The sequence below is a fragment of the Cupriavidus pauculus genome (genome assembly GCF_022179805.1).
Lineage (GTDB): Bacteria > Pseudomonadota > Gammaproteobacteria > Burkholderiales > Burkholderiaceae > Cupriavidus > Cupriavidus pauculus_E.
The window spans coordinates 136,013-159,639 of record NZ_BPUO01000007.1 but is presented as its reverse complement, the minus strand read 5'-3'; the positions used below and the strand labels follow the sequence as shown (position 1 = coordinate 159,639).

Here is a 23,627-nt window from a genome sequence, read left to right as displayed (position 1 = left end):
CACCGGGTTTGCAACCTAGCGGCGATGCGTGGCCCGGGAGTGCGCCGGGCCATCGTCGCACTGGTTGATCTCCACGCTCACATGCACCAGTTCCTCATGCACCGATAGGGCCTGCCGCACGCGTTGCGGCGTCAGGGTGGGGTCGTGCGTGACCAGGCTGGCGATGCAGGCAAACTGCTCGCGGCCCACGCGCCAGACATGCAGGTCGGCAATGCGGGTGTGGCTGTCGCCGTGCGCGAATTCGTCCAGCACCTCGCGCACCTCGTCCACCACGGGGTGATCCATTTCCCGGTCCAGCAGCACTGTGCCGCTCTGGCGCATCAGCCCGATGGCCCAGCGCCCCACCAGCACGGCGCCAACCAGTCCCATGACCGGGTCCAGCCAGTTCCAGCCCAGCCACCAGCCACCGGCCAGCGCCACGATGGCCAGCACCGACGTGGCCGCGTCGGCAATCACGTGGATGTAGGCCGCGCGCAGGTTGATGTCGTGGTGGTGATGGTGGTGGTCATGGCCATGGTGGTGCCCGTGATCATGGTCATGATGATGATGCGCACCGCCCAGGATCAGCGCGCAGCCCAGGTTGACCAGCAGGCCGACGGCGGTCACGGCCATCGCTTCCTGATAGTGGATCGGGGCCGGGCTCAGCAGGCGTTCCACTGAACCAAATATCATCAGCGCCGCCACGCCCAGCAGGAACACCGAGCTGGCAAACGCGGCCAGCACCTCGATCTTCCAGGTGCCGAACGTGAAGCGCGCATCGTGCGCCAGGCGCCGGGCAGCGGCATAGGCAGCCGCCGACAGGCCGATGGCCACCGCGTGCGAACTCATGTGCCAGCCGTCGGCCAGCAGTGCCATGGAGTTGAAGCCCAGCCCGGCCGCGATTTCGATGGCCATCATCGCGAGCGTGATCCACATCACCAGGCGCGTGCCGCGTTCGGCCGCCTGATTGCCGGTGTCGAAGACGTGGGAATGGGTCCACGCGGAAAAGTTTTGCGTGTGCATGGGGGATATCCGTATGACGAGGAAGAAGGCAGGCTCAAGGGTAGCAGCCGCGAACTATCGGACGTCGGACGACCCTGACACGATCAGGGCGGTTGCTGCCTGGCATCAACTTGCCAGAGTTGAACTACCAGCCGTGATAGTCGGCCGAGGTGTCGTAGCTGCCGAACCGTTCGGCCATGAAGTCGACGAATGCGCGAACCCGTGCCGAGAGCTTGTCGCGCGACAGATAGACGGCATAGATGTCCGCCGGTGGGGCCGACCATTCGGGCAGCACCTGCCGGAGCCTGCCCGACCGCAGCAGCGGCGCCACTTCCCACTCTGACCGCAGCACGATGCCGTGGCCCTGCAAGGCCCAGTTGACGGCCACCTCGCCATCGTTGGTGGCGGCGGTGCCGCGCACCTTGACGGTTTCCTGCCGCCCGGCCGCATTCAGATGCCACGTGCCATAGGCGGTTTCGCTTTCGCGGATCACAATGCATCGATGCTGTTGCAATGCGCGCGGCGATGCCGGTTCGCCATGGCGCGCCAGGTAGCCCGGTGCCGCGCACAGCAGCCGGCTGTTCGGCGCGAGTTTGCGCGCGTTGAGCCGCGCATCGGGCAGGTCGCCTACCAGAATGCCGATGTCGAACCCTTCCTCGGCCAGGTTCAGTGCGCGGTCGGTCAGTTGCAATTGGACTTCCACATCGGGATACGCCTGCAGGAAGTCGCCCACGGCCGGGGCGATGTGGCGGCGCCCGAATCCGAGCGTCGCATTGACGCGCAGCAGCCCGCGCGGCGCCACGCGGCTGCCGCCCAGTCCCTGTTCCAGTTCCTCCAGTTCGGCCAGGATGCGTCCGCCCTGCGCCAGATAGGCCTCGCCTTCGGGCGTGACGGAGAGCCGCCGCGTGGTGCGATTCAGCAGACGCACGCCCAGACGGGCTTCTAGCGCGGCCAGCCGCTTGCTGGCCGCCGATGGCGTCAGGCCAAGCTGTTGCGCGGCGCCGGCCAGGCTACCGCGCTTGATCAGCAGGATGAAGAAGGCGAGATCGGAGAAGGCGTCCATGGTGGGGATCGTGCCAAAAGCGGGTTCCAGCTATTCATGAATCGCTGGCACGAATGAAATGCAATTCGCGAAATTATAGCCATGGATTCCGCGATTAGACTGCCTTCATTCCAACACCCCCACAGGCAGCAACATGGCCGGACGCACGCTGTACCGCAAGCTCGTGGAGTCGCACACCGTGGTCACGCTCGATGCGGACAACGTGCTGCTCTATGCCGATCTGCACATCATGAACGAGTACACCAGCCCGCAGGCCTTTGCCGGGCTGGCCGAGCACGGGCGCAAGGTGCCCACGCCGGGGCAGCAACTTGCGGTGGTGGACCACATCATTCCCACCCATGCCGAATCGCCGCGCGTGATCCAGGACCCGGCGTCCGCGCTGCAGGCCCGCAACCTGAAGCGCAATTGCGACATCCACGGCATTCCGCTGTTCGATACCAACGACCCGCTGCAGGGCATCGAGCACGTGATTACCCCCGAGCACGGCATGATCCGGCCCGGCATGGTTGTCCTGTGCGGCGATAGCCACACGACCACCTACGGCGCATTCGGCGCGCTGGGGTTTGGCATCGGTACGTCCGAGGTGGAGCACGTGCTGGCTACGCAGACGCTGGTCTACCGGCTGGCGCGGGACATGCGCATTCGCGTGGATGGCGTGCTGCCGTCGGGCACCACGTCGAAGGATCTGATCCTGCACATCATCTCGCGCATCAGCGCCCAGGGCGCGCGCGGGTACGTGGTGGAGTTCACGGGCAGCGCCATCCGCGCACTGTCGATGGAAGCGCGCATGACCCTGTGCAACATGACCGTCGAGGCCGGGGCACGCGGCGCGCTGATCGCGCCCGATGCCACGTCGGTGGACTATGTGCTCGAACGCGCGGCCGATATCGATGCGGCGATGGCAACCCGCGCGCGGGCCGCCTGGGCGCAACTGGTGTCCGACGCCGACGCGGCTTTCGATGCCGAACTGGACTTCGACGCCTCGGCGGTCGAGCCCTACGTTACCTGGGGCACCAGCCCCGACCAGGCGATCCCGGTCAGCGCCGCCGTGCCGAACCCCCTGGATGCGGCCGATGCCATCACCCGCGCTTCCGCCGAGCGCGCGCTCGACTACATCGGCCTGGCGCCGGGCAGCCGCCTGCAGGGGCTGCCGGTCCAACGCGTGTTCATCGGATCGTGTACCAACGGCCGGATCGAGGACCTGCGCGCCGTGGCCGACGTGGTGCGCGGGCACAAGGTGGCCGACGGCGTGCGGGCCATGGTGGTGCCGGGCTCGGGAGCGGTGCGCGAACAGGCCGAGGCCGAGGGCATCGCCGCGCTGTTGCTGGAAGCCGGATTCGAATGGCGCAAGCCCGGCTGCTCGATGTGCCTGGCGATGAACGACGACGTGCTGGAGCCCGGCGAGCGCTGCGCGTCCACAACCAACCGCAATTTCGAAGGCCGCCAGGGCCGCGCGGGCCGCACGCACCTGATGAGCCCGGCCATGGCCGCCGCCGCAGCCATCACGGGCTGCATCACCGATGTGCGCCAGCTTGGCCAATCCCGCTGACCGGAGACCGACATGTCCGAATTCACCTTGATCGAAGGCGTCGGTGCGCCGCTGCCTCTGCCCAACCTCGACACCGACCAGATCATGCCCAAGCAGTTTCTGCGCGGCATCGACAAGGCCGGGCTGGACCGGGGCCTGCTCTATGACATGCGGTTCGACGAACACGGCGCGGTGCGGACCGATTTCGTGCTGAACCAGCCCGCGTGGCGCGATACCCGGGTGCTGGTGGCCGGGCCGAACTTCGGCTGCGGGTCCAGCCGTGAACACGCGGTGTGGGGTCTGCAGCAATACGGCATCCGCGCGGTCATCGCGCCCAGCTTTGGCGAGATCTTTTATTCGAACGCGATGAACAACCGCCTGCTGCTGGCGATGCTGCCGCAGGCCGACGTGGATGTGCTGATGCGCGCGGTCAGCGACCCCGTGGCGCCGGCGTCGATCCGGATCGACCTCGACACCATGACGGTCGCCGCCGGCAGCTTCAGCGCGCCGTTCTCGATGTCTGCGCGGCACCTGGACATGTTCCGGCGCGGCCTGGACATCATCGGCATGTCGCTGACCCACGCCGACGCCATCGCGGCATTCGCCGGCCGCCATCATGCGGCCAACCCCTGGCTGCGCGACGTGGCCGCGACTACCATGGCACGGCTGGCAGGTTAAGGAGACAACGATGTTCGAAGGTTTCAAGACGCACCGTATCGATCATGACGGCGTACCGATCCACGCCGTGGTGGGCGGAGACGGACCGCCGCTGCTGCTCTTGCACGGCCATCCGCAAACGCACGTGATCTGGCACAAGGTGGCCGGCGAGCTGGCGCGCCACTTCACGGTGGTGGCCACCGACCTGCGCGGCTACGGCGACAGCGGCAAGCCCGCCGGCCTGCCGGACCACGCCAACTACAGCAAGCGGGTCATGGCGGCAGACCAGATGGCCGTCATGCGCCAGCTCGGCTTCGAGCGGTTTCGCGTGCTGGCGCACGACCGTGGCGGGCGCGTGGCGCACCGGCTGACCCTGGATCACCCGCAAGCCGTGGAAAAGCTGGTCACGCTGGATATCGCGCCCACGCTGGCCATGTACGCCCAGACCAACGAAGCGTTTGCGCGTGCCTACTACCACTGGTTCTTCCTGATCCGTCCGGCGCCGTTCCCCGAAACGCTGATCGAGGCCGATCCGGAGCTTTACCTGCGGCAGACCATGGGCAGCCGCAGCGCCGGGCTGTCGCCGTTCACGGACGAGGCGCTGGCCGAGTACCTGCGCTGCCTCAAGCTGCCCGGCGCCGCGCACGGGTTGTGCGAGGACTACCGCGCCAGCGCGGGCATCGACCTCGACCACGATCGGGCCGATATCGAGGCCGGCCGGATGGTCGAATGCGAGATGCTGGCGTTGTGGGGAGCCAACGGTGTGGTCGGAAAGTGTTTCCAGCCGCTGGAGGAATGGCGTAAGGTTGCGCGCCGCGTAAATGGCCACGCGCTGCCCAGCGGCCACTACATCGCCGAGGAAATTCCCGAGCAGTTGCTGGAAGTGGTGCTGCCGTTCCTGCGCGGCTGAGGCGCCAAGTATCTGATCCAGCAGTAAATTCTGCCGCCGGCACCGTACCGTGGCGGCGTACGCATCCGGTGCCTTGGCGCCGGTGTGCCTGGCGGGGCGCCTCCGGCCCGGCCGGCACGCATCACATCTCCCGCCCCGGCGTCTTCAGTTTCTTTGAAGCGTCCGTTTAACCCTCTGTCTGCAGGGTTGTCCGTGTGCTGGCATCATCGCCATCTGGAGGAATTCTGATAAATGAGATTGCCGCCAAAGGCGCCAGTCCGTCACGTTCGATTACATTCATCCATGAATGTATGTATAATGCGACGCAAAAATTCCATCAGAAATCCCCCTCCGTAGTTAATTTCCACAATGACGTACCGATTTATTGCAAGCTGCCTCGCTATCTGGCTCGGGATCTGTGTTGCCACGGGCTGGGTCGTGGAGCGGCTCTGGGCCTGACCTGTCCGTAGCGCGAAGGTGCTTCGGCGGGCCGGCAGTCGATCGCCGTCTAGTTGCCGAGCCATCTCCCGATGCCTTCTTTCATGAAGACACAACAACAAGAAAGCCGCATGCACCTCGCCAAGTCCTCCCGAACCCTGTTTGTCGTGCGTACCCTTGCTGCCGCCGCGCTGGTGGCCGGCGCCAGTTCGGCCGCCAGTGCCGAAGAGTTGGTGGGCTGGAGCCATCCGGCCGTGCACGTGGCCTATGGCCGCGATACCAGCCACGACGTGAACAAGTACGAAGTTGGCGTGAACTTCAACACGCCGATCCAGTTCGGCAATCCGCAAGGCTGGCTGTTCCGCCTGCAGGCAGAATTCAACGTGGCGGGCTGGGATGCCCGTGGCGGCACCAACCAGCAGAACCTGTTCGAATTCGGCATCTCGCCGATCCTGCGCGTGGAAAAGCGCGGCGGCTATTTCGTGCCGTTCGCCGAGGCTTCCGTGGGGCTGCGCGTGCTGTCCCACGCCGGCACGTCCGACCAGCACCGCATGGGCAGCGCGTTCCAGTTCTCGGACATGCTCGGCGTGGGCGTGGGCTTCGGCAAGAACGCCAACACCGAAGTGGGCTTCCGGTTCCAGCACATCTCCAATGCCGGCATCAAGGAACCGAACCCGGGCAGCAACTTCTACACCGGCTACGTACGCTATCGCTTCTAAGCGGGCATCAGGCGGCGCGGGCGCTTCGGGCCCGGCCGCTGCGCACGGCGTCGAAGAACGCCCACAACTGGGGCGCGTCGCCGGTGGCCACGTTGAAGCGGATCCATGGCGAATCGGTTTCGTCGGGTTCGAAATACGACCCCGGCGCCAGCCAGATGCCATGCTCCAGCGCCAGCGTGGCCAGTTGATTGCCAGTCAGCGGCGCGTCGCCGCCATCCTTCGCCAGCCGCGCCCAGGCAAACATGCCGCCTTCCGGGCGCAGCATGATCTCCAGCCCATGGGCTTCCATCTTTTCCGCCACGCGATCCTGCTGCGCGCGTAGACGTTCGGCCAACCCGGCCACGTGCCGCCCGTAGTGCCCGCTGGTCAGCACCGAGTACACAAGCCGCTCCGTGACTTCTGACGACGTCAGCCCCACCGCCATCTTGGTCTGCGCGAACGCCTTGGCCAGGTCCGGGCTGGCGGCAAGGTAGCCCACGCGCAGCGACGGCGTGATCGTCTTCGAGAAGCCGTTCACGTAGACCACCTGCGACAGGCCGTCCATGGCCGCCAGCATCGGCGATCCGGCCGGCGCGAGTTCGCGGTAGATATCGTCCTCCACCACGAGCATCCGGTGCTGTTCGGCCAACTGCAGCACCCGGAATGCGTTCATGCTGGTCAGGCTGGCGCCGGTGGGGTTCTGCAGCACGGTGTTGACGAACAGCGCGCGCGGCGCGTGCTGGCGAATGGCATCCTCCAGCGCGTCGGTGTCCAGGCCCGCTTCCGTGCGGGGTACGCCAATGGCGCGCAGCCCCGCCAGGCGCAGGATCTGCAGCAGGTTGCAGTAGCACGGCGATTCCACCAGCACCGTGTCGCCAGGACGCAGCAGCGTGCGCACCACCAGGTCCAGCGCCTGCGTGGCACCCTGCGTCAGCACCACCTGCTGCGCCTGCACGGGCATGCCGTACTGGCTCAGGTGCGCGGCGATGTGTTCGCGTAGCGCGCCGAATCCAAAGGGATGGCCATAGCCCGATACCTGTGCGGCCGGAACGCGCGCCGCGCTGCGCATGGCCTGGTGCAGCCCTTCTTCGTTGAGCCAGTCACCGGGCAGCCAGCCGGCGCCGGCCTTGATCGGCACCGAGTGATCGGCAAAGACATCGGAAAGCAGCCATGCGGCGTTGAGGACGGGCGCCTCCCATTGCGACGCGCGCGCCTGGCCGGCGGGCGTGTGCCGGTGGGCCACGGTGTAACCCGATCCGGGCCGCGCCATCAGGTAGCCCAGCGCGGTGAGCCGTCCATACGCCTCGGCGACGGTAAACGTGCTGACGTCGTGCTGCTGCGCAAAGCGGCGCACCGACGGCAGCAGGGCGCCCGCGCGCAGGGCGCGCTGGTCCACCAGCGTGGCGATACCGGCCACGATCTGCTCGGTCAGGGTTTCTCCGCCACGGCGGCTGCGGACGAGGTTCAGGTTCAGCATGAAGCAGGATGCCAGATACGAGACCTGTACAGTGTACTGGCTTGGCGCCCGGGCAGTCGGATTGATGCACCGCAGCGTGGACGGGGGCTTGGCGCCTGGCCACGCTTCTGGTAATGACTCCGACCTGCACGGTTGCCAGTGACTAAACTGTACGGTAAGGCACCGATCTCGGGACCGTATATTCTTTACGCTCGACCCCGCCGGTAGAGTTGCCGGAATCCGTCTGGCACGGCTGGGCGCAGCCGTGCCAGACCGCACATCGCGCGCCGCTTTTCGCCACCAGGAGAACGTATGGACGCCGCCAAGACCGTGATTCCCGACCTCGAAGCCCTGTGGATGCCCTTCACCGCCAATCGCCAGTACAAGGCCGCTCCGCGCCTGCTGGCATCGGCCAGTGGCATGCACTACACGACCCACGACGGCCGCAAGATCCTGGACGGCTGCGCCGGCCTGTGGTGCGTGGCCGCCGGCCACTCGCGCCGCGAGATCGTCGACGCGATTGCGCAGCAGGCCGCCACGCTGGACTATGCGCCGCCGTTCCAGATGGGCCACCCGCTGGAATTCGAAGCCGCCACCAAGGTGGCCGCGCTGATGCCGAAGGGGCTGGACCGCATCTTTTTCACGAATTCGGGCTCGGAGTCGGTGGACACGGCACTCAAGATCGCGCTGGCCTACCATCGGGCGCGCGGCGAGGGCCAGCGCACCCGCATCATCGGCCGCGAGCGCGGCTACCACGGCGTGGGCTTTGGCGGGCTGGGCGTGGGCGGCATCGGGCCGAACCGCAAGATGTGGTCGGCCAACGTGATGCCGGGCACCGACCACCTGCCGGCCACGCTGAACATCGCCGAGGCCGCGTTCTCGAAAGGGCAGCCGCAATGGGGCGCCCATCTGGCCGACGACCTGGAACGGCTGGTGGCGCTGCACGATGCCTCGAATATCGCCGCCGTGATCGTCGAGCCGATGGCTGGCTCCGCCGGCGTGCTGATCCCGCCGGTGGGCTATCTGGAAAAGCTGCGCGAGATCACCAGCAAGCACGGCATCCTGCTGATTTTCGATGAAGTGATCACCGCCTTTGGCCGCCTCGGCGCCGCCACGGCCGCCGAGCGCCTGAAAGTCACGCCGGACCTGATCACGATGGCCAAGGCCATCAACAACGCCGCCGTGCCGATGGGTGCCGTGGCGGTGCGCCGCGAGGTGCACGACGCGGTGATCAACGCCGCGCCGCAGGGCGGTATCGAACTGCCGCACGGCTATACGTACTCGGGCCATCCGCTGGCGATGGCGGCGTGTATCGCCACGCTCGACCTGTACAAGCGCGACAAGCTGTTCGAGCGCGCCGCCGAGATGTCGCCGAAGTTCGAGGCCGCCGTGCACGGGCTGCGTAGCGCGCCGTATGTGAAGGACATCCGCAACCTCGGCATGGTGGCGGGCGTGGAACTGGAATCGCGGCCGGGCGCACCGGGCGCGCGTGCCTACGAAGCGTTCCTGAAATGCCTGGAGCTGGGCGTGCTGGTGCGCTACACCGGCGATATCCTGGCGTTCTCGCCGCCACTGATCATTTCCGAGGCCGAGATCGACCAGTTGTTCGATACCGTGAAGCAGGCCCTGCAGGCCGTGAACTAAGACCTGCCCTGAGACATAGAGGAAGACCGCAGTGAACATCGCAGAAAACCGGCAGATCGCCGAAATCCATCACTACATCGGCGGCACAATGCAGCGCGCGGGCACCGACCGCTTTGCCGATGTGTTCAACCCGGCCACGGGCGAAGTTGCCGCCCGTGTGGCCATGGGTACCACCGACGACGTGGCGGCCGCGGTGGCCGCCGCCAAGGCCGCGTGGCCCGCCTGGGCGGAAATGCCGCCGCTGCGCCGCGCGCGCATCCTGTTCAAGTTCAAGGAACTGCTGGACCGTCACCACGACGACCTGGCCGCGCTGATCACGCGTGAACACGGCAAGGTGTTTTCCGATGCCAAGGGCGAAGTCACGCGCGGTATCGAGGTGGTGGAGTTTGCCTGCGGCATTCCTAACCTGCTCAAGACCGACTTCACCGACAACATCGGCGGCGGCATCGACAACTGGAACCTGCGCCAGCCGCTGGGCGTGGTGGCCGGCATCACGCCGTTCAACTTCCCGGTAATGGTGCCGATGTGGATGTTCCCGGTGGCGCTGGCCTGCGGCAACACGTTCGTGCTCAAGCCGTCGGAGCGCGATCCGTCGCCAAGTCTGCTGATCGCCGACCTGCTCAAGCAGGCCGGCCTGCCCGATGGCGTGTTCAACGTGGTGCAGGGCGACAAGGTGGCCGTGGATGCGCTGCTGGCGCATCCGGACGTGCAGGCGCTGTCGTTCGTCGGCTCCACGCCGATCGCCGAATACATCTACACGGAAGGCACGAAGCACGGCAAGCGCGTGCAGGCGCTGGGCGGTGCCAAGAACCACCTCGTGGTGATGCCCGATGCCGACCTCGACCAGGCCGTGGACGCACTGGTGGGCGCTGCCTACGGCTCGGCCGGCGAACGCTGCATGGCGATCTCGGTGGCGGTGGCGGTGGGCGACGTGGCCGACAAGCTGGTGCCGCGCCTGGCCGAACGCGCCGCGACGCTCAAGATCCGCAACGGCATGGAAGGCGACGCCGAAATGGGCCCGCTGGTGACCGCCGCGCACAAGGCCAAGGTGGAAGGCTATATCGCCAAGGGCGTGGCCGAGGGCGCGAAGCTGGTGACCGATGGCCGAGGCCACAAGGTGGACGGACACGAGAACGGTTTCTTCGTCGGCGGCACGCTGTTCGACAATGTCAAGCCGGACATGACGATCTACAAGGAAGAGATCTTCGGCCCGGTGCTGTCGGTGGTGCGCGTGCATGACTTTGCAGAGGCTGTCGACCTGATCAATCGCCACGAATTTGGCAACGGTGTGTCGTGCTACACCAGCGACGGCGGCATCGCCCGCGCGTTCGCTCGCCAGATCCAGGTGGGCATGGTCGGCATCAACGTGCCGATTCCGGTGCCGATGGCCTGGCATTCGTTCGGCGGCTGGAAGCGCTCGCTGTTCGGCGATCACCACGCCTACGGTGAAGAAGGCGTGCGCTTCTACACGCGCTACAAGAGCGTGATGCAACGCTGGCCCGACAGCATCGCCAAGGGCGCGGAATTCACGATGCCGGTGGCGAAGTAATTTGCGGTCTGCTGAAGCCTTGATTCCCTGATGCCCGATGGCTGTATGTCAGACGGCATCGTCGTCTTGAAAGCGCTCCGAAAGGGGCGCTTTTTTTCGTCTGACACTGGTGCGGAATTGTTGCGCTTGTACCAGTTTGCGACATCCAAACGCCGGTTGATTCGTCTCAATTCCGCAAGGCACTGCCATCTATACGCTTGCGCGACCCGTCACGGCCCAGACCGTGCCGGCAAGGGGATCTCATTTCCCGTTTGCGTGGCGATGGCCGTAATCGCAGGTCCCTCGGACACATCAGGGCCGTCGCACGGCACGCAAGGGGCGTTGCTTTGGGAACAATCGGATGAAGATGGATCAAGCAAAGCTGCTGCGCATGCGCGCCGTGGCCATGTGCGCGTTCGCGCTGGCAGCCTGCGGCGGTGGCGACGATGACAAAGGTGGCGGCGGCGCATCGGGCGGCACGACCACAGGCGGCACGAGCGGCACGAGCGGCACGAGCGGCACGACCCCGCCGGCCTCGATCGTCGCCGGCAAGGTGGATGCGCAGTTCGTACCCGGTACCGATGCGCGGTATGCGTCGATGGGCCTCGGCACGCTGCAGGGCAAACTCGATAGCGCAAAGCAGGAAGCGGACGGTGCCTATCTCACGCTCGGCGCGTATCGGACGACCGATGCCGCGCGGGTTGGCGCCAAGTCGGGTAACGCCGCATTTGCTATGGGAAGCTGGGCCGGCAAGATCGTCAACGACACCACCGGCATCGAGGTGACGGCCCCGAATGGGCTGGCCTATGTGGTCTACAACCGGCCGCAGGCCGCGGCCTCGGACGGCACGCTCAAGTGCACGCCGCATCTGACGTCGCCGCGCATTGCAACCGGCAGCGGCGAGACCCTGACCGGTACCGCGACGATGACGATCACCAACGGCGTCGTTGCCGTCAGCACGGACCTGAAGCTCAAGCAGGCCAACGGCAACGAGACGCCGATGAAGATCGAAACGGATTTTGCCATCAGCGTTGAGGCCACCAAATACGTCGGCCTGATCAACACGACGCCTCGCGACCTGGAATACAGCATCAGCCTGGGTGCCGGCAGCAACGACAACCACATCGTGGTCGTGCCGTGGAAGCTGAATGCCGCAAGCGGGGCGCAGTGCGGCACCGCCGTGCTGGACTGCAAGCGTCCAGCCTAAAGCGTCAGATGGCGCCGCCTCGCGCGGCGCCATGACAACCTTTGCGCCGGGGCGGCCTGTACCTATAGTCAATGCACCCGTGCAATGACCGGAGCCGCCCCATGAGTCTTTTTCGCACCAAGAACATCGAGTCCATGCTCAACGTCAGCGAGCATGATGGATTGCGCAAGGTGCTGGGGGCCGTGGATCTGGTGCTGATGGGGATTGGTGCCATCATCGGCACGGGCATTTTCGTGCTGACCGGCACGGGCGCACTGACTGCCGGGCCGGCGCTGACCGTATCGTTTGCCATTGCCGCGATGGCATGTGGTTTTGCAGCGTTGTGCTACGCAGAGTTTGCGTCGGCGATTCCTGTTTCCGGCTCCATCTACACCTACAGCTATGCCACGCTTGGCGAGATCGTCGCGTGGATGATCGGGTGGGACCTGCTGCTCGAATATGGCCTGGCCACTTCGGCGGTGTCGGTGGGATGGTCGGGATATTTCCAGTCATTGATCGCCGGCTTCGGCGTGCATCTGCCGGCCGCCATCACGGCGGCGCCGGGCTCCGTGCCGGGCGTCGAGACGTTCGTCAACCTGCCGGCGGTGCTGATCATGCTGGCGATTACCTGGGTGGTGTCTTACGGCGTGCGGGAATCGGCGCGGCTCAACAACGTCATGGTGGCCATCAAGATCAGCGTGGTGCTGCTGTTCATCGTGGTGGGCGTGTGGCATGTGCAGCCGGCCAACTGGCAGCCTTTCGCGCCGTTCGGCTTCACGGGCATCTTCAACGCGGCGGCGCTGGTGTTCTTTGCCTTCATCGGCTTCGACGCGGTGACGTCGGCCGCCGAGGAAGTGCGCAACCCGGGCCGCGACCTGCCGATCGGCATCATCGGGTCACTGATGGTCTGCACCATCCTGTACATGGCCGTGGCGGCCATCATGACCGGCATCGTGCCGTTCCCGAAGTTCGAAGGCGTCGATCATCCGGTATCGCTGGCGCTGCAGTACGCGGGGCAGAACTGGGTGGCCGGGTTTGTCGATCTCGGCGCCATCCTGGGCATGACCACCGTGATCCTGGTGATGACGTACGGCCAGACGCGCATCATCTTTGCGATGTCGCGCGACGGGCTGCTGCCCGAGGCGCTCTCGGCCGTGCACCCGGTGCATGCCACGCCGTTCACGGCCACGTGGGTGGTTGGCATCGTGTTCGGGACCATCGCGGGCTTCGTGCCGCTGAACGTGCTGGCCGAACTGATCAATATCGGCACGCTGTCGGCATTCACGCTGATCTCGATTGCCATCCTGGTGCTGCGCCGAACCCAGCCAAACCTGCACCGCACGTTCCGCTGCCCGGGCGTGCCGGTGGTGCCGCTGCTGGCCGTGGCGTTCTGCCTGTTCCTGATGGCCCATCTGCAGGCACTGACGTGGATCGCCTTCCTGTGCTGGCTGGCGCTGGGCCTGGTGATTTACTTCGCATACTCGCGCCGCAACGCCGTGCTGCACAACCACGGCGGCGACGCACAGGGCTGATCAGCGACTGCCCGCCTGATCGAAGAACGCGCGGGAGCGCGCTTCGCCCGCGTAGGCGGAATTGATGCGCACCCACGCCGAAGTTTCGCCACCGGGGCGGAAGAAGTGTCCCGGCGCCAGCGAGATGCCATGGGCTTCCGCCATCGTCACCAGTTCGCGGGAGTCTTCAATGCCGGGCGCCCGGGCCCACAGGAAGTTGCCGCCGGCCGGCTCGCAGAACGTTTCCCAGCCGTACTGGCCAAGAATCTTCACGGCATCGGCCGTCACCTCGCGCGTGCGCACGCGCAGCCGTTCCACATATTTGCGATAGCCGCCGCGCTCCAGCATCGTTGCCGTCACGGCCTCGGCAAAGTGTGAGCCCGCCACGCTGGTCAGCACCTTCACATCGATCAGGTCCTTGATCAGCAACTTGTCGGCGACGATGTAGCCCACACGCAGTGCCGCCGACACGGTCTTCGAGAATCCGCCGATGTAGATCACGTGCTCCAGCTGGTCCAGCGTGGCCAGGCGGTCGGTGAAATTGAGCTGGAAGTCCGAGAAGATGTCGTCTTCGACAAAGCGGAAGTTGTGGCGCCGCGCCAGTTCGAGCAGGCGGAACGCCACGGGCGGCGCCAGCGTGGACCCGGTGGGGTTCTGCAGCACGCTGTTGGTGAAGAACAGCTTGGGCTTGTGATCGCGCAGCAGCCGCTCGCAGGCCTCGGGGTCGGGGCCATTCGGCGTGTGGGGCACGCCAACCAATTGCACGCCATGCATGCGCAGCAGGCCGAACAGGTTGTAGTAGCCGGGGTCCTCGACAAAGACCGTGTCGCCCGGCTTCAGCAGATGGCGCACGACCAGGTCCAGCGCCTGGCTGGCGCCCGATGTGATCAGCACCTGCGACAGTTCCGCCTCGATGCCAACCTGCCGCACGCGCGTCAGCACGTGCTTGCGCAGCGCCGGATGCCCCAGCGGCGTGGCGTAGTGGATCACGCTGTCGATGTCGTGCCGCGTGATATGGCGGATGGCCTGTGTCAGCCCTTCCACGTCGCGCCATTCCTCGGGCACGAAGCCGCCGGCCAGCTTCAGTGTGCCGCTTGGATGGTGGAACTGGTCGATGATATGCAGCGACAGGTCTTCGGCCAGGCTCGGGTCTGACCATCCCCGGCCACGACGCCCGGTGAGCGCGCTCTCCGCGACATAGAACCCCGACCCCTGCCGTGAATCGACCAGGCCCTGCGATACCAGGCGGTCGTACGCCTCGATCACCGGGAAGCGGCTGATATGGTGCTCGGCGGCCAGGGCCCGGATCGACGGCAGGCGGGCACCGGGCGTGGCTTCGCGGGACGTGATCCAGGTCTTCACGCCGAGCACGATCTGTTCGGTCAGCGGCACGCCGGTGGAGGGGTCGAGCAGGAGTTTCATGGGTGACGGGGGCGGCAACTGTCAGTCAAAACTACTGAACAGTTCAACGAAAACTGTTCGGAACTGTGCATGGGATTGTAGTTCGCGCCATGAATAATGGAAGCGTGGCGCAGCGCCCCCTTTTTCCGCTTTTCCCGCCCCGATCCGATGATCCGAAGCGGCTGCGCCGGGCAAGGAGACACCCATGCGTGAACTCAGAACTTTCGAACTCGACGAACCTGGCCAGCCCGTGAGCTGGCGTGCCCGGCACGGGCAGACCGTGACCGCGCTGGAAGGCAGCCTGTGGCTGACCGTGGAAGGCCATCATCGCGACATCTGGCTGGGCGCCGGCGACACCCACGCGCTGACCGAAGGCGAGCGCGTCTGGCTGTCGGCCGAATCCGGCACCGCGCGCTTCCTGCTGACCGAGACGCCGGCGGCGTGGACGCTGCGCCGCGCGGTATTCGTCGCCCGCCAGCTCAAGCGGCGCTGGGACGCCCGCAAGACCGACGCATTCGGCGATTGCCCGCGCATCCACGCCTGATCCGCCTTATCGAACACTTCTCCTGGGATCCGGAACCGCCGTTTCACCCCCAGCCGACCTCCCGCGGCCTGGGGGTCGGTTTCCGGGCCCTTCTTCATCTCCCGCCGCTGTGAGACGATGCCGCCAGAGACGATCGGTGCTTACCCGCGTCCCTGGACTTACGTTAACGTAAACGTCATATAATCGTCCGGCCCCTGTGAGTACGGTCGTCAGAACCGTCGGCCCACCAGCCAGCCACATGGGCAGCCAGCCACATAACAGAGCGGTGGAGACAATGACTGATCTTTCGGATGTGAGCAGGACGGCGGCCGCCCGCCGCCAGGCGACGCAGGGCCAGGGGCCCGCCAACAAGGTGCGCTTTGTCACCGCCGCGTCGCTGTTCGACGGCCATGACGCGTCGATCAACATCATGCGGCGCATCCTGCAATCGCACGGCTGCGAGGTGATCCATCTGGGCCACAACCGGTCGGTCCACGAGGTGGTGACCGCCGCGCTGCAGGAAGACGTCCAGGGCATTGCCATCTCCAGCTACCAGGGCGGCCACGTCGAATACTTCAAGTACATGATCGACCTGCTGCGCGAGCACGGCGGCGAGCACATCCAGGTGTTCGGCGGCGGCGGCGGCGTGATCGTGGCCGACGAAATCCGCGAACTGCAGGCCTATGGCGTGGCACGCATCTACAGCCCCGAGGACGGCCAGCGCATGGGCCTGGCCGGCATGATCGCCGACATGGTGCAGCGTTGCGATATCGACCTCACGCGCTACGCGCCGTCCACGCTCGACGCCGTGGCGGGCGGCAACCGCCGCGCGCTGTCGCAACTGATCACCGCGCTGGAAAGCGGCAGCGCCGCGCCGGCTCTGGTCGAGGCGCTGCATGACAAGGCACGCGCAGCGACCACGCCGGTACTCGGCATCACCGGCACCGGTGGCGCCGGCAAGTCGTCGCTGACCGACGAACTGATCCGCCGCTTGCGGCTGGACCAGCAGGACGGGCTGTCGATTGCCGTGATCTCGATCGATCCGTCGCGCCGCAAGTCGGGCGGCGCGCTGCTGGGCGACCGCATCCGCATGAACGCGATCAACCATCCGAACATCTTCATGCGATCGCTGGCCACGCGCGATGCCGGCTCGGAAATCTCGCAAGCATTGCCGGATGTGATTGCCGCCTGCAAGGCGGCGGCGTTCGATCTGGTGATCGTGGAGACGTCGGGCATCGGGCAGGGCGACGCGGCCATCGTGCCGCATGTGGATCTGTCGCTGTACGTGATGACGCCCGAGTTTGGCGCCGCGAGCCAGCTCGAGAAGATCGACATGCTCGACTTTGCCGATTTCGTCGCCATCAACAAGTTCGACCGCAAGGGCGCGCAGGACGCATGGCGCGATGTGGCCAAGCAGGTGCAGCGCAACCGCGAGCAATGGCACGGCAAGCCCGAAGAGATGCCGGTCTATGGCACGCAGGCGTCGCGCTTCAATGACGATGGCGTGACCATGCTCTACCAGGGCCTGGTCGAAGCGCTGACCGCGCGCGGCATGTCGTTCCAGCCCGGGGTGCTGCCCAAGTTCGCGGGACGGATCTCCACGGGCCAGAACGTGATCGTGCCGCCGGCGCGCAACCGCTATCTGGCCGAACTGGCCGACACCGTACGCGCCTATCACCGCCGTGTTGCCGCCCAGAGCCGCGCCGCGCGCGAGCGCCAGCAACTGCGTGCGGCAGGTGCCATGCTGCAGTCGGCGAACGCAGCCGCCGATACCCAGTCGCTGGAGGCACTGGCCACGGAGCGCGACGCATCGCTGGGCAGCGTGGAACGCAAGCTCCTGGCGATGTGGCCGCAGATGCAGGCCGCGTATGGCGGCGACGAGTACGTGGTGAAGATCCGCGACAAGGAAATCCGCACCGGCCTGATCACCACCACGCTCTCGGGCACCAAGGTGCGCAAGGTGGTGCTGCCGCGCTTCGAGGACGAAGGCGAGATCCTGAAATGGCTGATGCGCGAGAACGTGCCGGGCAGCTTTCCGTACACGGCTGGCGTGTTCGCGTTCAAGCGCGAGGGCGAAGACCCCACGCGCATGTTCGCGGGCGAGGGCGATGCCTTCCGCACCAATCGCCGCTTCAAGCTCGTGTCCGAGGGCATGGACGCCAAGCGCCTGTCCACCGCGTTCGACTCGGTCACGCTCTATGGCGAAGACCCGCACGAGCGTCCCGACATCTACGGCAAGGTGGGTAACTCGGGCGTGTCGATCGCCACGCTCGACGACATGAAGGTGCTCTACGACGGCTTTGACCTGACCAGCCCCGCCACGTCGGTGTCGATGACGATCAACGGCCCCGCGCCGACCATCCTGGCCATGTTCATGAACACGGCCATCGACCAGAACCTGGACCGCTTCCGCGCCGACAACCAGCGCGAGCCCACCGCCGACGAGGAAGCCAAGATTCGCGCCTGGGTGCTGCAGAACGTGCGCGGCACGGTGCAGGCCGATATCCTCAAGGAGGACCAGGGCCAGAACACGTGCATCTTCAGCACCGAGTTTTCGCTGAAGGTGATGGGCGATATCCAGGAGTACTTTGTGTACCACCAGGTGCGCAACTTCTACTCGGTGTCGATCTCGGGTTACCACATCGCCGAGGCCGGCGCGAATCCGATCTCGCAACTGGCGTTCACGCTGGCCAACGGCTTCACGTATGTCGAAGCCTACCTGGCGCGCGGCATGCACATCGACGACTTCGCGCCGAACCTGTCGTTCTTCTTCTCGAACGGCATGGACCCCGAGTACAGCGTGCTGGGCCGCGTGGCGCGCCGCATCTGGGCCGTGACGATGCGCGACAAGTACGGCGCCAATGAGCGCAGCCAGAAACTCAAGTACCACATCCAGACGTCGGGCCGGTCACTGCATGCGCAGGAAATTGACTTCAACGATATACGTACCACGCTGCAGGCGCTGATCGCCATCTACGACAACTGCAACTCGCTGCACACCAACGCCTATGACGAGGCCATCACTACGCCGACGGCCGAATCGGTGCGCCGCGCGCTGGCGATCCAGCTGATCATCAATCGCGAGTGGGGCGTGGCCAAGTGCGAAAACCCGAACCAGGGCAGCTTCCTGACCGAGGAATTGACCGACCTCGTGGAAGAGGCCGTGCTGCAGGAGTTCGAGCGCATCGCCGAGCGCGGCGGCGTGCTGGGCGCGATGGAAACGGGCTACCAGCGCGGCAAGATCCAGGAGGAGTCGCTGCACTACGAGCAGCTCAAGCACGATGGCACGCTGCCGATCATCGGCGTGAACACGTTCCGCAATCCGAATGGCGACCCGACGCCACAAACGCTGGAACTGGCGCGTTCGAGCGAGGACGAGAAGCAGAGCCAGCTGACCCGCCTGGCGGAATTCCAGGGCAGCCACCAGGCGCACGCGCAGGCGATGCTGGAGCGGCTGCGGCAGGCGGTGATCGACAACGGCAATGTGTTCGCGGTGCTGATGGACGCGGTGCGCGTGTGCTCGCTGGGGCAGATCACGCATGCGCTGTTCGAGGTAGGCGGGCAGTACCGTCGCAACATGTGAAAAAGCCTCGGGTTTGATGGGTGGGTTGGTTCACGGCACGGAGCACTGGGGCTACACTCTTTGCTCCGTCGCCGTCAGGCCGATTTTTCCCGAGACAGTCATGCAAGCCGAGTACGACAGCAACAACATCTTTGCCCGCATCCTGCGCGGCGAGCTCCCGTGCTTCAAGATCTACGAGGACGCCCACGCCATCGCGTTCATGGACATCATGCCGCAGTCCGACGGCCACGCACTGGTGGTGCCCAAGGAAGCTGCGGTAGATCTGTTCGGGCTGTCCGAGCAGGGCGCTGCCGCCGCGATCCGCGCCACGCAGATCGTGGCGCGCGGAGTGCGTGAGGCATTCCAGCCCGACGGCATCGTGATCAGCCAGTTCAATGGCGCAGCGGCCGGCCAGACCGTGCCCCACGTGCATTTCCACATCGTGCCGCGCTACACCGACCAGTCGCTGCGCGGCCACGCCCGCCAGCAGCAGGACATGGAAGTGCTGAAGACCCACGCCGAGCGCGTGGCGGCGGCACTGGCCAAGCTGCAGGGCTGAGCCCACGGCATCAACCGAATTTCTGACAACACAAGGAAGCGAGACATGGCAATCAAGACAGTGGGCATCGTGGGTGCCGGCACGATGGGCAACGGCATTGCGCAGGCATGCGCGGTGGCAGGCCTGGACGTGGTGATGGTGGACATCAGCGACGCGGCGGTGCAGAAGGGCATCGCCACGGTAGCCGGCAGCATGGACCGCCTGATCAAGAAGGAAAAGGCCACCGAGGCCGACAAGGCCACCGCGCTGTCGCGCATCCACGGCAGCACGTCATATGAAGATCTCAAGCGCACCGACATCGTCATCGAGGCCGCCACCGAGAACTACGATCTCAAGGTGAAGATCCTGAAGCAGATCGATGGCATCGTCGGCCCGGACGTGATCATCGCGTCGAACACCTCGTCGATCTCGATCACGAAGCTGGCCGCCGTGACGTCGCGCGCCGACCGCTTCATCGGCATGCACTTCTTCAACCCAGTGCCGATGATGGCGCTGGTGGAACTGATCCGCGGCCTGCAGACCAGCGACGCGGCCCACGCCGATGTGGAAGCGCTGGCCAAGCAACTGGGCAAGTACCCGATCACGGTCAAGAACAGCCCGGGCTTTGTGGTCAACCGCATCCTCTGCCCGATGATCAACGAGGCGTTCTGCGTGCTCGGCGAAGGTCTGGCATCGCCGGAGGAAATCGACGAAGGCATGAAGCTCGGCTGCAACCACCCGATCGGCCCGCTGGCGCTGGCGGACATGATCGGCCTGGACACGATGCTGGCCGTGATGGAAGTGCTGTACACCGAGTTCGCCGATCCGAAGTACCGCCCGGCCATGCTGATGCGCGAGATGGTGGCCGCAGGCTACCTGGGCCGCAAGACGGGCCGTGGGGTGTACGTGTATTCGAAGTAAGTTTGGTGTCGAGGGTGCGTCGAAGGCTGGCTGGCTTTCCCTCGACCAATGGTTTGCGCCCCTCTCCCGCGTGCGGGAGAGGGGCCGGGGGTGAGGGCGCAGCGTTTCAAACTGCGACTTGTCGGCAAGCAGAGCTGCATGCCCTCACCCCCAACCCCTCTCCCGCCGTGCGGGAGAGGGGAGCCAGGACGATGCATCAGTCGCTCACTCCCCGTACTGCCTCAACCCCTCCAGATCGAGCACGTCGATCACGCCGTAATCCACGCGTACCAGCCCCTGCTGTTCCAGCACCTTGAGCGCCTGGTTGGCACGCTGCCGCGAAATACCCGCCAGCAACCCGATCTCTTCCTGCGAGATCTCCAGCGTCGACCCAATGCTGGGATACAAGTGTTCGTTGAACAGTGACGACACCGCGCGGGCCACGCGCGAATCGATGTCGAGCAGGCGTTCGTATTCCACCGCGGCGATGAACTGGCCGAGCCGTTCGTTGAACTGCATCAGCAGGAAGCGGGTGAACGGCAGGCTGGTATCCAGCAACCACTGAAAAGTTTCGCGTGGCACGAAGGCGATGCGCGAGCCGCGCAGCGCCATTACGTCGTACTTGCGGATTTCCTGCTTGAGCACGGCGCCTTCGCCAAACCAGCCGCCCTCTGGCACGCCGGTGAAGGTGACGGACTTGCCCGATGGCGACACGGTGGTGATCTTGACGATGCCTTCCACCACGCCCAGCCAGTGCTCGGCCATTTCACCTTTGTGACAGACGTAGTCGCCTTGTGCGTACTCGCGCACCGACACCACGCGTTTGACGCGGTCGCGCTGCTCGGGGCTCAGGCCGGCGGCCCAGGCGCAGCCGTCGATGAACGAGTATATGTCAGCGGTAGGCATCGCGCTCCCGTAGGGATTAACCCGGAATTGTCGCCGGCGTGACAACCCGGCGGAATGGCATCGGCTATCTTACGATCACCCGGAACCGCCCCTGCCAGCAAATCCTCATCCAGCAAGGCAAGGCGGGCGTGATGCGGTGCGGCACAAGCGCCGCCTGCGATAAAGCGCCCAGTATAGCGACCGGTCTGGCAGCTTGATACCCGGCATGGCCCCTACGCCATCCGCAGGGGGACAGGAGACAGCGATGCAGGAATCGTCGGCAACGACCTTCCCGCGATGGCTGCTGGCACACGCCACGCAGCGGCCCGACCATCCGGCCTATCGCGAGAAGGATCTCGGTATCTGGCAGACCTATAGCTGGTCGAAGGCGGCCAGCGAAGTGCGCGCGCTGGCATGCGGCCTGGCCGCGCTGGGCTATCGCCGTGGCATGAACCTGGCCGTGGTGGGTGACAACCGTCCGCGCCTGTACTGGGCCATGACCGCCGCGCAGGCGCTGGGCGGCGTGCCCGTGCCGCTCTACCAGGACGCCATCGCCAACGAGATGGTCTATGTACTTGACGACGCCGAGATCGAGTTCGCGATCGTCGAGGATCAGGAGCAGGTGGACAAGCTGCTTGAAGTGGAGTCGCAGCTCGCCACGCGCGGTCGCGCCGTGCGCCACGTAATATATGAAGACCCGCGCGGGCTGCGCGACTACGATCATCCGTCGTTGCTGTCGTACGAACGCGTGCAGGAAATCGGCCGCGAGTTCGACAAGGCCAACCCCGGCTTCTTCGATGCACAGGTGGAAGCTGGCAAGCCCGACGACACTGCGATCATCCTCTATACGTCGGGCACCACGGGCAAGCCGAAGGGCGTGTGCCATGCGCACGCGGGCCTGATTGGCGCGGCCACCAACGGTTGCCGGTTCGACGGCCTGGGTCCGGACGATGACGTGCTGTCCTATCTGCCGATGGCGTGGGTGGGCGACAACCTGTTCTCGTATGCCCAGGCGATGGTGGCCGGCTTCACGGTCAATTGCCCGGAGTCGCGCGAAACCGTGATGACGGACCTGCGCGAGATCGGCCCGACGTACTACTTTGCTCCACCGCGTATCTACGAAGGGCTTCTTACGCAAGTCATGATCCGCATGGAAGACGCGGGGTGGCTCAAGCGCAAGATGTTCCACTGGGCGATGAACGTGGCGCGCCGCTGCGGCGCCGACATCCTGGACCGCCGGCCCGTGGCTGCGCTGGACCGCCTGCGCTACCGCATCGGCGAATTGCTGATCTATGGTCCGCTGCGCAACGTGCTCGGCATGAGCCGCATCCGCGTGGGCTACACGGCCGGTGAGGCGATTGGCCCGGACCTGTTCCGCTTCTATCGCTCGATCGGCATCAACCTCAAGCAGTTCTACGGCCAGACCGAAACCTGCGCCTACGTTTGCCTGCAGCCCGACGGCCAGGTCAAGTTCGACTCCGTGGGACCGGCCGCGCCTGGCATGGAAATCCGTATCGCCGACAACGGCGAGGTGCTGGTACGTGGCGTGGGGTTGCTCAAGGCGTACTACAAGCGTGACGACGCCACGCGTGAGGCGATCAACGACGAGGGCTACTTCATGACCGGCGACGCCGGCGTGATCGATGCCGACGGACACCTGAAGATCATCGACCGCGCCAAGGATGTGGGCAAGCTGGCCGATGGGTCGATGTTCGCGCCCAAGTACATCGAGAACAAGCTCAAGTTCTTCCCGTATATCAAGGAAGCGGTGGCGTTCGGCACAGACCGCGATAGCGTCTGCGCTTTCATCAACATCGACTTCGACGCGGTGGGCAACTGGGCCGAGCGCCGGCACCTGCCATACGCCGGCTATGTCGACCTGGCGGGCCAGCCCGACGTGATCACGATGATCGCAGAATGCGTGGAGCAGGTGAACGCCGACCTGGCCGCCGACGCAATGCTGGCCGGTTCGCAGGTGGCGCGCTTCCTGATCCTGCACAAGGAGTTGGACCCCGACGACGACGAACTGACGCGCACCCGCAAGGTGCGGCGCGGGTTCATCGCCGAGAAGTACGCGGTGCTGGTGGACGCGCTCTACGCAGGCCGCGCTGAGCAGTTCATCGATACACGCGTGAAGTTCGAGGATGGCCGGGAGGGCAGTGTGTCGGCCACGCTGAAGCTGGTGGACGTCAAGCGCTTTCCGCCCGCGGGCGCGGCGCAGGCGGCGTGAGATACGGAG

General features: G+C 65.6%; 18 protein-coding genes. 13 read left to right on the top strand and 5 right to left on the bottom strand.

Annotated features, from left to right (window positions below; genetic code table 11):
* Positions 1 to 15 precede the first annotated feature (15 nt).
* Together dmeF and MFF62_RS16035 are read right to left on the bottom strand one after the other, a co-directional pair.
* Entirely contained in the window at positions 16 to 1,002 is a 987-nt protein-coding gene (dmeF, locus tag MFF62_RS16040; RefSeq protein ID WP_238264114.1) for a CDF family Co(II)/Ni(II) efflux transporter DmeF, read from the bottom strand.
* Positions 1,003 to 1,126: 124 nt separating this feature from the next.
* Positions 1,127 to 2,044, bottom strand: a complete 918-nt coding sequence (locus tag MFF62_RS16035; RefSeq protein WP_238264113.1) for a LysR family transcriptional regulator — start codon at positions 2,042 to 2,044, stop codon at positions 1,127 to 1,129.
* 133 nt (positions 2,045 to 2,177) lie between these two features.
* Here MFF62_RS16035 and leuC point away from each other — a divergent pair, with 133 nt between their 5' ends.
* The 4 genes from leuC to MFF62_RS16015 all read left to right on the top strand — a co-directional run bounded on the left by leuC (position 2,178) and on the right by MFF62_RS16015 (position 6,275).
* Positions 2,178 to 3,593: a 3-isopropylmalate dehydratase large subunit gene (leuC, locus tag MFF62_RS16030; RefSeq protein ID WP_238264112.1), complete on the top strand. Its 1,416-nt coding sequence runs from the start codon at positions 2,178 to 2,180 to the stop codon at positions 3,591 to 3,593.
* 12 nt (positions 3,594 to 3,605) lie between these two features.
* Complete coding sequence (gene leuD / locus MFF62_RS16025) at positions 3,606 to 4,250, top strand: 3-isopropylmalate dehydratase small subunit (protein ID WP_238264111.1); 645 nt, start codon at positions 3,606 to 3,608, stop codon at positions 4,248 to 4,250.
* Between the two features lie 10 nt (positions 4,251 to 4,260).
* Positions 4,261 to 5,139 (top strand): alpha/beta fold hydrolase, encoded by an 879-nt coding sequence (locus MFF62_RS16020; RefSeq protein WP_238264110.1) that lies wholly within the window; start codon positions 4,261 to 4,263, stop codon positions 5,137 to 5,139.
* Positions 5,140 to 5,687: 548 nt separating this feature from the next.
* The gene (locus MFF62_RS16015) at positions 5,688 to 6,275 is read left to right on the top strand and encodes an acyloxyacyl hydrolase (protein WP_238264109.1); all 588 of its coding nucleotides are present in this window, start codon (positions 5,688 to 5,690) and stop codon (positions 6,273 to 6,275) included.
* A 7-nt stretch (positions 6,276 to 6,282) separates the two neighbouring features.
* Here the strand turns inward: MFF62_RS16015 and MFF62_RS16010 are convergent, their stop codons facing one another.
* On the bottom strand, positions 6,283 to 7,731 hold the full coding sequence (locus MFF62_RS16010) for an aminotransferase-like domain-containing protein (protein ID WP_238264108.1): 1,449 nt from the start codon (positions 7,729 to 7,731) through the stop codon (positions 6,283 to 6,285).
* Positions 7,732 to 8,022: 291 nt separating this feature from the next.
* Between MFF62_RS16010 and aptA the strand changes: the two genes are divergently transcribed.
* The 4 genes from aptA to MFF62_RS15990 all read left to right on the top strand — a co-directional run bounded on the left by aptA (position 8,023) and on the right by MFF62_RS15990 (position 13,600).
* A complete protein-coding gene (gene aptA / locus MFF62_RS16005; protein WP_238264107.1) occupies positions 8,023 to 9,354 on the top strand; it encodes an omega-aminotransferase AptA in 1,332 nt (443 codons plus the stop codon).
* 31 nt (positions 9,355 to 9,385) lie between these two features.
* On the top strand, positions 9,386 to 10,903 hold the full coding sequence (locus tag MFF62_RS16000; protein WP_283205350.1) for a CoA-acylating methylmalonate-semialdehyde dehydrogenase: 1,518 nt from the start codon (positions 9,386 to 9,388) through the stop codon (positions 10,901 to 10,903).
* A 340-nt stretch (positions 10,904 to 11,243) separates the two neighbouring features.
* Positions 11,244 to 12,089: a hypothetical protein gene (locus tag MFF62_RS15995; protein ID WP_238264106.1), complete on the top strand. Its 846-nt coding sequence runs from the start codon at positions 11,244 to 11,246 to the stop codon at positions 12,087 to 12,089.
* 101 nt (positions 12,090 to 12,190) lie between these two features.
* Positions 12,191 to 13,600: a branched-chain amino acid transporter BcaP gene (locus MFF62_RS15990; RefSeq protein ID WP_238264105.1), complete on the top strand. Its 1,410-nt coding sequence runs from the start codon at positions 12,191 to 12,193 to the stop codon at positions 13,598 to 13,600.
* On the opposite strand, the gene MFF62_RS15985 is transcribed toward MFF62_RS15990, so the two are convergent.
* Positions 13,601 to 15,001: an aminotransferase-like domain-containing protein gene (locus MFF62_RS15985; RefSeq protein WP_238264104.1), complete on the bottom strand. Its 1,401-nt coding sequence runs from the start codon at positions 14,999 to 15,001 to the stop codon at positions 13,601 to 13,603.
* Between the two features lie 184 nt (positions 15,002 to 15,185).
* On the opposite strand from MFF62_RS15985, the gene MFF62_RS15980 reads away from it, so the two are divergent.
* From MFF62_RS15980 to MFF62_RS15965, 4 genes are all read left to right on the top strand, one after another.
* Positions 15,186 to 15,524: a DUF2917 domain-containing protein gene (locus MFF62_RS15980; protein WP_238264103.1), complete on the top strand. Its 339-nt coding sequence runs from the start codon at positions 15,186 to 15,188 to the stop codon at positions 15,522 to 15,524.
* A 274-nt stretch (positions 15,525 to 15,798) separates the two neighbouring features.
* Positions 15,799 to 19,086 (top strand): fused isobutyryl-CoA mutase/GTPase IcmF, encoded by a 3,288-nt coding sequence (icmF, locus tag MFF62_RS15975; RefSeq protein ID WP_238264102.1) that lies wholly within the window; start codon positions 15,799 to 15,801, stop codon positions 19,084 to 19,086.
* A gap of 100 nt (positions 19,087 to 19,186) precedes the next feature.
* Positions 19,187 to 19,624, top strand: a complete 438-nt coding sequence (locus MFF62_RS15970) for an HIT family protein (protein ID WP_238264101.1) — start codon at positions 19,187 to 19,189, stop codon at positions 19,622 to 19,624.
* A gap of 45 nt (positions 19,625 to 19,669) precedes the next feature.
* Positions 19,670 to 20,524, top strand: coding sequence for a 3-hydroxybutyryl-CoA dehydrogenase (locus MFF62_RS15965; RefSeq protein ID WP_238264100.1), 855 nt, complete (start codon positions 19,670 to 19,672; stop codon positions 20,522 to 20,524).
* Between the two features lie 204 nt (positions 20,525 to 20,728).
* On the opposite strand, the gene MFF62_RS15960 is transcribed toward MFF62_RS15965, so the two are convergent.
* Positions 20,729 to 21,409: a Crp/Fnr family transcriptional regulator gene (locus MFF62_RS15960; protein WP_238264099.1), complete on the bottom strand. Its 681-nt coding sequence runs from the start codon at positions 21,407 to 21,409 to the stop codon at positions 20,729 to 20,731.
* 244 nt (positions 21,410 to 21,653) lie between these two features.
* Between MFF62_RS15960 and MFF62_RS15955 the strand changes: the two genes are divergently transcribed.
* On the top strand, positions 21,654 to 23,618 hold the full coding sequence (locus MFF62_RS15955; protein WP_238264098.1) for an AMP-binding protein: 1,965 nt from the start codon (positions 21,654 to 21,656) through the stop codon (positions 23,616 to 23,618).
* Positions 23,619 to 23,627: the final 9 nt, after the last annotated feature.

What these genes read in the sequence shown, in the direction of transcription:
- leuC (WP_238264112.1), top strand. Translation starts at nt 2,178, where the DNA reads ATGGCCGGACGCACGCTGTACCGCAAGCTCGTGGAGTCGCACACCGTG.
- MFF62_RS16015 (WP_238264109.1), top strand. Translation starts at nt 5,688, where the DNA reads ATGCACCTCGCCAAGTCCTCCCGAACCCTGTTTGTCGTGCGTACCCTT.
- MFF62_RS15985 (WP_238264104.1), bottom strand. Translation starts at nt 15,001, where the DNA reads ATGAAACTCCTGCTCGACCCCTCCACCGGCGTGCCGCTGACCGAACAG.
- MFF62_RS15995 (WP_238264106.1), top strand. Translation starts at nt 11,244, where the DNA reads ATGAAGATGGATCAAGCAAAGCTGCTGCGCATGCGCGCCGTGGCCATG.
- dmeF (WP_238264114.1), bottom strand. Translation starts at nt 1,002, where the DNA reads ATGCACACGCAAAACTTTTCCGCGTGGACCCATTCCCACGTCTTCGAC.
- MFF62_RS16020 (WP_238264110.1), top strand. Translation starts at nt 4,261, where the DNA reads ATGTTCGAAGGTTTCAAGACGCACCGTATCGATCATGACGGCGTACCG.
- MFF62_RS16035 (WP_238264113.1), bottom strand. Translation starts at nt 2,044, where the DNA reads ATGGACGCCTTCTCCGATCTCGCCTTCTTCATCCTGCTGATCAAGCGC.
- MFF62_RS15955 (WP_238264098.1), top strand. Translation starts at nt 21,654, where the DNA reads ATGCAGGAATCGTCGGCAACGACCTTCCCGCGATGGCTGCTGGCACAC.
- MFF62_RS15960 (WP_238264099.1), bottom strand. Translation starts at nt 21,409, where the DNA reads ATGCCTACCGCTGACATATACTCGTTCATCGACGGCTGCGCCTGGGCC.
- MFF62_RS15965 (WP_238264100.1), top strand. Translation starts at nt 19,670, where the DNA reads ATGGCAATCAAGACAGTGGGCATCGTGGGTGCCGGCACGATGGGCAAC.
- MFF62_RS16010 (WP_238264108.1), bottom strand. Translation starts at nt 7,731, where the DNA reads ATGCTGAACCTGAACCTCGTCCGCAGCCGCCGTGGCGGAGAAACCCTG.
- aptA (WP_238264107.1), top strand. Translation starts at nt 8,023, where the DNA reads ATGGACGCCGCCAAGACCGTGATTCCCGACCTCGAAGCCCTGTGGATG.
- MFF62_RS15990 (WP_238264105.1), top strand. Translation starts at nt 12,191, where the DNA reads ATGAGTCTTTTTCGCACCAAGAACATCGAGTCCATGCTCAACGTCAGC.
- icmF (WP_238264102.1), top strand. Translation starts at nt 15,799, where the DNA reads ATGACTGATCTTTCGGATGTGAGCAGGACGGCGGCCGCCCGCCGCCAG.
- leuD (WP_238264111.1), top strand. Translation starts at nt 3,606, where the DNA reads ATGTCCGAATTCACCTTGATCGAAGGCGTCGGTGCGCCGCTGCCTCTG.
- MFF62_RS15980 (WP_238264103.1), top strand. Translation starts at nt 15,186, where the DNA reads ATGCGTGAACTCAGAACTTTCGAACTCGACGAACCTGGCCAGCCCGTG.
- MFF62_RS15970 (WP_238264101.1), top strand. Translation starts at nt 19,187, where the DNA reads ATGCAAGCCGAGTACGACAGCAACAACATCTTTGCCCGCATCCTGCGC.